The sequence below is a fragment of the Phycicoccus elongatus Lp2 genome (genome assembly GCF_000367525.1).
Classification (GTDB): domain Bacteria; phylum Actinomycetota; class Actinomycetes; order Actinomycetales; family Dermatophilaceae; genus Phycicoccus_A; species Phycicoccus_A elongatus.
In genome coordinates this window covers 2192772-2199886 of record NZ_HF570956.1, presented here as the reverse complement: position 1 = coordinate 2199886, position 7115 = coordinate 2192772, and the positions used below count along the sequence as shown (strand labels likewise).

The window sequence follows — 7115 nt, the reverse complement described above, 5'->3', positions numbered from 1 at the left end:
CCCCCCCCCCCCCGCCTGCATGGCGGCGGTGAGGTCCTGCACCTTGTCGTACTCACGCCCCACGAGCTTGGCCGCGACCTCGGTGTCGGTCTCGGAGAGGAAGTCGACCCCCTCGGCGAGCAGCTCTTTCTTGAGGGAGTGGAAGTTCTCGATGATCCCGTTGTGGATCAGCGCGAGTCGGTCGCCGTCGCCACCGCGGTGCGGGTGGGCGTTGCCGTCGGTGGGGCCACCGTGGGTGGCCCATCGCGTGTGCCCGATCCCGGTCCGTGAGTCGTGGAGAGGGTGGGCATCGAGCGCGCTGCGCAGGTTCTCCAGTTTGCCGGCCCGCTTCTCGGTTTCGACGCCGCCGTCGCAGACCAGAGCGATACCGGCCGAGTCATAACCGCGGTACTCCAAGCGGGCCAAGCCCTCCATGACGACGGTCTGGGCCTTGCCGTCGACGTGATGGCCGACATATCCGACGATTCCGCACATGCGCTTCAGCCTAGTGCCGCCCGGGCCCACCCCCGGCACCGACGAGCGTCGCGCCGGACCCCGCGCCGCGGCATACGCAACAATGACGCGCGTGGCGCTGACCGACTCCCCCACCGGGCTCCCCAGCCCGTATGCCGTGTTCGGGCGCACGGAGTGGGCGCGGCTCAGCGAGAGCCACCCGATGAACCTCACCGGGGACGACCTCACCCGTCTGCGCGGTCTGGGCGAGCCGGTCGACCTCGACGAAGTGGAGTCCGTCTACCTGCCGCTCTCACGGCTGCTCTACTTCTACGTCGAGGCGACCCACGGCCTGCGCCTGGCCACCAGTGAGTTCCTCGGCGAACGGCCGACTCGGGTGCCCTTCGTCGTCGGTGTGGCCGGTTCGGTGGCGGTCGGCAAGTCGACCACGGCCCGCATCCTGCGCGAGCTCATGTTGCGGTGGCCGCACACCCCGCGCGTCGAACTGGTGACCACCGACGGCTTCCTCTATCCGAACAAGGTTCTGGAGGAGCGAGGGTTGTTGCAGCGCAAGGGTTTTCCCGAGTCCTATGATCGGCGTGCGCTGCTCAAGTTCGTCGCCGACGTCAAGTCCGGAGAGCTCGCGGTCGAGGCGCGGCAGTACTCACACCTGACCTATGACGTGCTGCCGGCAACGGTGACGATCCGCAAGCCCGACGTGCTCATCGTCGAGGGGCTCAACGTGCTGCAACCACCGACGGTGCGGTCCGACGGCACGAACACCGGCTCCATCTCGGACTTCTTCGACTTCTCCGTCTATGTCGACGCCGACCTCGAGGACATCCGCCGGTGGTATGTCGAGCGCTTCCTCCGATTGCGCCAGACCGCCTTCGCCGACCCCAAGTCCTATTTCCATCGGTATGCCGCGTTGTCCGATGCCCAGGCCCGCGCCACGGCGACGGACATCTGGACCCGGATCAACGAGCCCAACCTCATCGAGAACATCGAGCCCACCAAGGGTCGGGCCACGCTGGTGCTGGCCAAGGGGTCCGACCACTCGGTCGAGACGATCAAGCTGCGCAAGCTCTGATCCGCGCAGACTCTGAGCCCCACCGCGCAGGGATTGCGCCAAAACCAGGTTCTGCGTCACGCAGAAGCTGACTGCTCAGTACCAGTGCGGGTAGCGGCTGTTCCAGGCCGACCAAGCGCCACACGGGGTGCCGTAGGAGCTCTTGATGTACTGCAGACCCCAGCGGATCTGGGTGACCGGATTGTCGGCCCAGTCGTCGGCGACCGTCGACATCTTGCTCGCGGGCAGGGACTGGAAGAGGCCGTAGGCGCCCGAAGACGGGTTCTTGGCCTTGTAGTTCCACGTCGACTCGCCGATGACCAGGTTGTTGAGGCAGGACCACTGCGAGTCCGCGAAGCCGAACTCACCCATGAGGGCGCGAGCGGCAGCCTGCGGGTTCACCCGGGCGTTGTCGACGATGGCCTGCCGCTCGGCCTCGCGCGCGATGCGGGCATCCTCCTCCGCGCGCACTCGCGCGGCCTCAGCCGCGGCGGCCCTGGTGGCTTCCTCGGCCTGGGCCATGACCAGCGACTTCTGGGCGTTGGCGGCGCTCCGATCGGCAGCCAGTCGGGCCTGATCGTCAGCAGCGGGAGCAGCGGTGTCCTCGACCTGGGTGAGGGCTGCCGGGCTCAGCGAGAAGGCAGTGCTCTCGACGGCGACCCGCTCCTGTGCGCTCACGCCGGCCGCTCCGGTCGCGACCGTGGCCAGCGCCAGTGAGGCGGCGACCGCAGGGCGGCGCAGCGCCGCTCCCACGGTGCTGACCCGCTGGGGGCGCGCGGCGGCATGACGAGCGGCATGGCGGCCGCGATAACTGCTCATGGTCGGGTCGTGCGTCCTTTCGGGGCAGCAGGGGATTGCCACCGATGGGGTACAGGTCACGCCGGGCCGAATCCGCGGACGGGGGTGTCCGATCAGGCAGACGTTATCAATTCGAGACCTACGGTAGCGAACACCCGACGGACACGCCAAAACGGCGTCCATCCCTTGTGTCCGCGTGATCCGTCGTCATAGCGAATGGAGACGCGGACACAAGGGTCGTGGAGGGCCCCTGTCAGGGCTCGATGCCCTCCAGGAGGTCGGTCACCAGTGCGGCAATCGGGCTGCGCTCGCTGCGTGTCAGGGTCACGTGCGCGAAGAGCGGGTGGCCCTTCAACTTCTCGACCACCGCGACGACCCCGTCGTGACGACCGACCCGCAGGTTGTCGCGCTGGGCGACGTCGTGGGTGAGGACAACCTTGGAGTTCTGACCGATCCGCGAGAGCACGGTGAGCAGCACGTTGCGCTCCAGGCTCTGCGCCTCGTCGACGATGACATACGCGTCGTGCAGCGACCGACCTCGGATGTGGGTGAGCGGAAGCACCTCGAGCATGCCCCGGTCGAGGATCTCCTCGACGACCTCGCGCGACACCAGCGCGGACAGGGTGTCGAAGACCGCCTGCCCCCACGGGTTCATCTTCTCGCCCTGGTCGCCCGGGAGGTAGCCGAGCTCCTGGCCGCCCACGGCATACAGGGGACGGAAGACGACGACCTTGCGGTGCTGGCGTCGCTCCATCACGGCTTCGAGGCCGGCGCACAACGCCAGCGCAGACTTGCCGGTCCCCGCGCGGCCACCGAGCGAGACGATGCCCACGTCCGGGTCGAGCAGCAGGTCGAGCGCGATCCGCTGCTCGGCGCTGCGGCCGTGCAGACCGAAGGCGTCCCGGTCGCCACGCACCAGACGCACCTGCTTGTCCGGCCCCACCCGGCCGAGCCCGGAGCCCCGCGGCGAGAGCAATTTGATGCCGGTGTGGCAGGGGAACTCCGCCGCGGCGAGATTCTCGAGTCGGCCGTACTCGTAGAGGTGGTCCATCTCCTCGACGGTGACGTCGAGCTCGCGCATGCCGGTCCAGCCCGACTCGGGGGTGAGCTCGTTGCGATACTCCTCGGCGACCAGGCCGCACGCGGATGCCTTGACCCGCATCGGCAGGTCCTTGCTGACCACGGTCACCCGCCGACCCTCGTTCGCGAGGTTCTTGGCCACCGCCAGAATGCGAGTGTCGTTGTCCCCCAGCCGGAATCCGGCAGGCAGTGACGACGGGTCGGTGTGGTTGAGCTCGACGCGCAGCGTGCCTCCGTCGTCACCGACAGGCACCGGGGCATCGAGCCGACCGTGCTCGACACGCAGGTCATCGAGGATGCGCAGCGCCTGCCGAGCGAAGTAGCCGAGCTCTGGGTGGTGCCGCTTGCCCTCGAGCTCGGTGATGACGACGACGGGCAGCACGACCTCCTGCTCCTTGAAGCGGAGCATCGCGCGCGGGTCGGAGAGCAGGACCGAGGTGTCGATCACATAGGTGTGCTCGGCAGGGGTGGTCGTCGTGGGCACGGATCTCTCCTTGGGCGCGCGTCAGGTCTCGCGCTGGCTCGAAGGCTGGGTGCCGGGACCGGGCCACGACAGGAGGTCGAGGCCGGGCCGACCCCTCCTCCGGAGCAGATGCTCCATCACGTCGGGCCTCCCGAACGCCCTCGGGTGAGGTGCGTTGGTCAGGACGCTACGACGCGGGACGGGCACGAGTTCTGCCATCGAGTCGGCGTGTCGGTGACGGGCGCGTGAACGCTCGGTTTCGCCTGTGACAGGTGATGTCCATGAGGTGAGCGAGGCGGGTGAGCCGGCCGCGCGGCATACCGCGCGGGGTCACTCGCCTTCGGTGGTGGGTTCTTGGGGTCAGGGCCACACCAACCCCACACCGTATGCCGCGGAGTCGCCTCAGGCGCCGAAGCGCCGGCGCCGCTCACCGTAGGCCCGCAACGCCCGCAGGAAGTCGACCTTGCGGAAGGCCGGCCAGTAGGCCTCGCAGAAGTAGAACTCGCTGTGCGCGCTCTGCCACAGCAGGAAGCCGCCGAGGCGCTGCTCGCCGGACGTGCGGATCACCAGGTCCGGGTCGGGCTGGCCCTTGGTGTAGAGGTGCTCGGCGATGTGCTCGACATCGAGCACTTCGGCCAGTTCTTCGATCGTCGTCCCCGCGCGCGCGTGCTCCTGGAGCAGTGAGCGCACCGCATCGGCGATCTCGCGCCGACCTCCATAACCCACGGCGACGTTGACGAGCATCCCGTCGACGTCACGCGTGCTGTCCGCGGCCGCCTTGAGCACCTGGGCGGTCTCGACCGGCAGCAGGTCGAGCGCGCCGACCGGGTGGATGCGCCAGCGCCCAGCGTCGGCCAGGTCGGTGACGGCCCGCTCGATGATGCCGAGCAAGGGGCGCAGTTCACCAGCGGGACGGGCGAGATTGTCGGTGGAGAGCAGCCACAGGGTGACGACCTCGACGCCGATCTCCTCGCACCAGGAGAGCAGATTGGCGATGTTGTCGGCGCCGGCCTGGTGGCCCTGGGCTGTCGACCCGCCCCGTTCCTTGGCCCACCGCCGGTTGCCGTCGAGCATGACGCCGACGTGCCGCGGGATGCCGGCGGGCTTGAGTTGGCGAGCGACGCGGCGGGCGTACGCGGCATACACGACGTCACCCACTGACATACGCGCATACCCTTTCGACCCCGGTGGATTTCCGACCGGGACCACGCTACCCCCGGCCGCGTGCCCTCCATGGCAGACCCACATGGCAGACCCACACGACCCTCACCGGACGTGCACATACCTACGCAACCGTAGGTATCGTGGACACCATGCCCGCCGAGCCGGAGACCGAGTCCTCAGGGACCGGCACCCTTGACGCCCTCGAAGAGCGCGTCGATGCGGTCATCGCGGCCGTCAAGCCCCACCTTCGCGGCTGGCTGCACCTGGCGATGGCTCCGTTGGCCCTGCTGGCCGGCCTGGTGCTCATCGTCGTCTCGGATCACCTCGCGGCCCGGATCAGCGCAGCGGTCTTCACGATCACGGCCGTCCTGCTCTTCGGGGTGTCCGCGATCTACCACCGCGGCACCTGGGGCCCGAAGATGACCGGTTTCCTCAAGCGCTTCGACCACTCGAACATCTTCTTGATCATCGCCGGGAGCTACACCCCCTTCGCGCTGCTCCTGCCGCGCGACCAGGGCCGCACCATGCTCCTCATCGTCTGGATCGGCGCCATCGCCGGTGTGCTCTTCCGCGTGCTGTGGGTCGGCGCCCCGCGGTGGCTCTACGTCCCCGTCTATGTCGCGCTGGGCTGGGTGGCGGTGTTCTACCTCCCCGCCCTGGTCCAGCACGGCGGCTGGTTGATCGTCGGCCTGGTCGGCCTCGGCGGGTTCTTCTACACCCTGGGGGCCGTGGTCTACGGCATCAAGCGGCCGAACCCCTCACCGCGCTGGTTCGGCTTCCACGAGGTCTTCCACACGCTGACGATCCTCGCCTTCGTCAGCCATTACGTCGCGGCGTCATTGGCCTTGTCCGCCGTCTCGGCCTGACCACCTGTCGGCGGCTGCGCCTGCGCCGCCTGCGCCGCCTGGTCTCCCCCGGCCGAGTGTGTCTGCGCCGCGCGGGCCGCCTGCGCATCCTCCTGCTTGTGGGCGTAGTCCATCCGCCGCAGGCGCGCATTCATGTTGCGCATGAGCAGCCACAGCACGATCGCCAGGATGAAGAACACCGTGAAGGCCCCCATGCCGGGGCCGACGCCACCATCGTTCATGACACTCGCTCCTTGACATTGTCGACGACGAACTCGAGATCAGGGGAGGTCGCCCAGACGTCGGCCTCGGCCACCGAGGGCAGGCCGGCGAAGAGGTCGTCCTCGCCGGGCACGATGGGCACGACCGAGCGGGCGGCCTCGAAGTCCTCGTGCGGCCAGATCTGACGCTGCACGTCGAGCGGCACCTTGAAGAACCAGCCGTCCGGGTCGATCTGGGTGGCGTGGGCCAGCAGCGCACGGTCGCGCCGTTCGTACCACGCCCCCACGTCCAGCCGGGTGGTCGTCGTGCGGCTGCGGGAATCGTCCCAGTTGGCCAACCACTCGGCATACGGACTCTCCTGGCCCGCGGCGAGCATCGCCTCGTGGTAGGCCGTGATCCGCTCCTTGCTGAACCCGCCGTTGTAGTAGAGCTTGAGCGGCTGCCAGGGGTCACCCGCCGTCGGGTATGCCGCGGGGTCACCGGCCGCCGCGAACGCCGACACCGTCACGTTGTGGCACATGATGTGGTCGGGGTGGGGGTAGCCGCCGTTCTCGTCATAGGTCGTCACGACGTGCGGACGGAAGCGGCGGATCTCGCGGACCAGCGCCTCCGTCGTCACCGAGAGCGGCTCGAGGGCGAAGCAGCCTGCCGGCAACGGCGGGAGCGGATCCCCCTCGGGCAGACCGGAATCGACGAAGCCGAGCCAGTGGTGGTCGACGCCAAGGATCTCCTGGGCGCGCGCCATCTCGTCGCGCCGGACCTGGGCGAGGTCGCGCAGGATGTGCGGGTCGTCCCTGAGGTTGGGATTGAGGATGTCGCCGCGCTCACCGCCGGTGCAGGAGACCACGAGCACCTTGTGGCCGGCATCGACGTAGCGGGCCATCGTCGCCGCACCCTTGCTCGACTCGTCGTCGGGGTGGGCGTGCACGCACATGAGTCGCAACTTCTCACTCACGAGGGGACCCGTCTCCTTCTCCAGACAGCGTGACCGTCACAATGGGCGAAGGTCACTGGACCGAAAGCCATCCTCTCACCGCCTCGA

General features: G+C 68.6%; 7 protein-coding genes and 1 pseudogene. 2 read left to right on the top strand and 6 right to left on the bottom strand.

Annotated features, from left to right (window positions below; genetic code table 11):
* Nucleotides 1-474: pseudogene (locus tag BN10_RS10650) on the bottom strand (glutamine--fructose-6-phosphate transaminase (isomerizing)); the annotation flags it as partial.
* Between BN10_RS10650 and coaA the strand changes: the two are divergent.
* Entirely contained in the window at nucleotides 473-1522 is a 1050-nt protein-coding gene (coaA, locus tag BN10_RS10645) for a type I pantothenate kinase (protein WP_010851254.1), read from the top strand. The pseudogene BN10_RS10650 and the gene coaA overlap by 2 nt on opposite strands.
* Before the next feature lie 75 nt (nucleotides 1523-1597).
* Here the strand turns inward: coaA and BN10_RS10640 are convergent, their stop codons facing one another.
* The 3 genes from BN10_RS10640 to BN10_RS10630 form a co-directional block, all read right to left on the bottom strand.
* Nucleotides 1598-2320: an aggregation-promoting factor C-terminal-like domain-containing protein gene (locus BN10_RS10640; protein WP_010851253.1), complete on the bottom strand. Its 723-nt coding sequence runs from the start codon at nucleotides 2318-2320 to the stop codon at nucleotides 1598-1600.
* A gap of 232 nt (nucleotides 2321-2552) precedes the next feature.
* Nucleotides 2553-3863 carry a PhoH family protein gene (locus tag BN10_RS10635; protein ID WP_010851252.1) on the bottom strand — a complete coding sequence of 437 codons (1311 nt, stop codon included), beginning with the start codon at nucleotides 3861-3863 and terminating at the stop codon, nucleotides 2553-2555.
* Nucleotides 3864-4244: 381 nt separating this feature from the next.
* On the bottom strand, nucleotides 4245-5006 hold the full coding sequence (locus tag BN10_RS10630) for an isoprenyl transferase (RefSeq protein WP_010851251.1): 762 nt from the start codon (nucleotides 5004-5006) through the stop codon (nucleotides 4245-4247).
* Between the two features lie 149 nt (nucleotides 5007-5155).
* On the opposite strand from BN10_RS10630, the gene trhA reads away from it, so the two are divergent.
* Nucleotides 5156-5872 carry a PAQR family membrane homeostasis protein TrhA gene (gene trhA / locus BN10_RS10625; RefSeq protein WP_010851250.1) on the top strand — a complete coding sequence of 239 codons (717 nt, stop codon included), beginning with the start codon at nucleotides 5156-5158 and terminating at the stop codon, nucleotides 5870-5872.
* Here the strand turns inward: trhA and BN10_RS10620 are convergent.
* Together BN10_RS10620 and mca are read right to left on the bottom strand one after the other, a co-directional pair.
* Entirely contained in the window at nucleotides 5830-6093 is a 264-nt protein-coding gene (locus tag BN10_RS10620; protein ID WP_010851249.1) for a hypothetical protein, read from the bottom strand. The genes trhA and BN10_RS10620 overlap by 43 nt on opposite strands.
* Nucleotides 6090-7028 carry a mycothiol conjugate amidase Mca gene (gene mca / locus BN10_RS10615; protein ID WP_010851248.1) on the bottom strand — a complete coding sequence of 313 codons (939 nt, stop codon included), beginning with the start codon at nucleotides 7026-7028 and terminating at the stop codon, nucleotides 6090-6092. The genes BN10_RS10620 and mca overlap by 4 nt, the downstream gene beginning before the upstream one ends.
* Nucleotides 7029-7115: the final 87 nt, after the last annotated feature.

Coding starts and splice junctions, on each gene's coding strand:
- coaA (WP_010851254.1), top strand. CDS start 473: ATGCGCTTCAGCCTAGTGCCGCCCGGGCCCACCCCCGGCACCGACGAG.
- BN10_RS10640 (WP_010851253.1), bottom strand. CDS start 2,320: ATGAGCAGTTATCGCGGCCGCCATGCCGCTCGTCATGCCGCCGCGCGC.
- BN10_RS10630 (WP_010851251.1), bottom strand. CDS start 5,006: ATGTCAGTGGGTGACGTCGTGTATGCCGCGTACGCCCGCCGCGTCGCT.
- trhA (WP_010851250.1), top strand. CDS start 5,156: ATGCCCGCCGAGCCGGAGACCGAGTCCTCAGGGACCGGCACCCTTGAC.
- BN10_RS10620 (WP_010851249.1), bottom strand. CDS start 6,093: ATGAACGATGGTGGCGTCGGCCCCGGCATGGGGGCCTTCACGGTGTTC.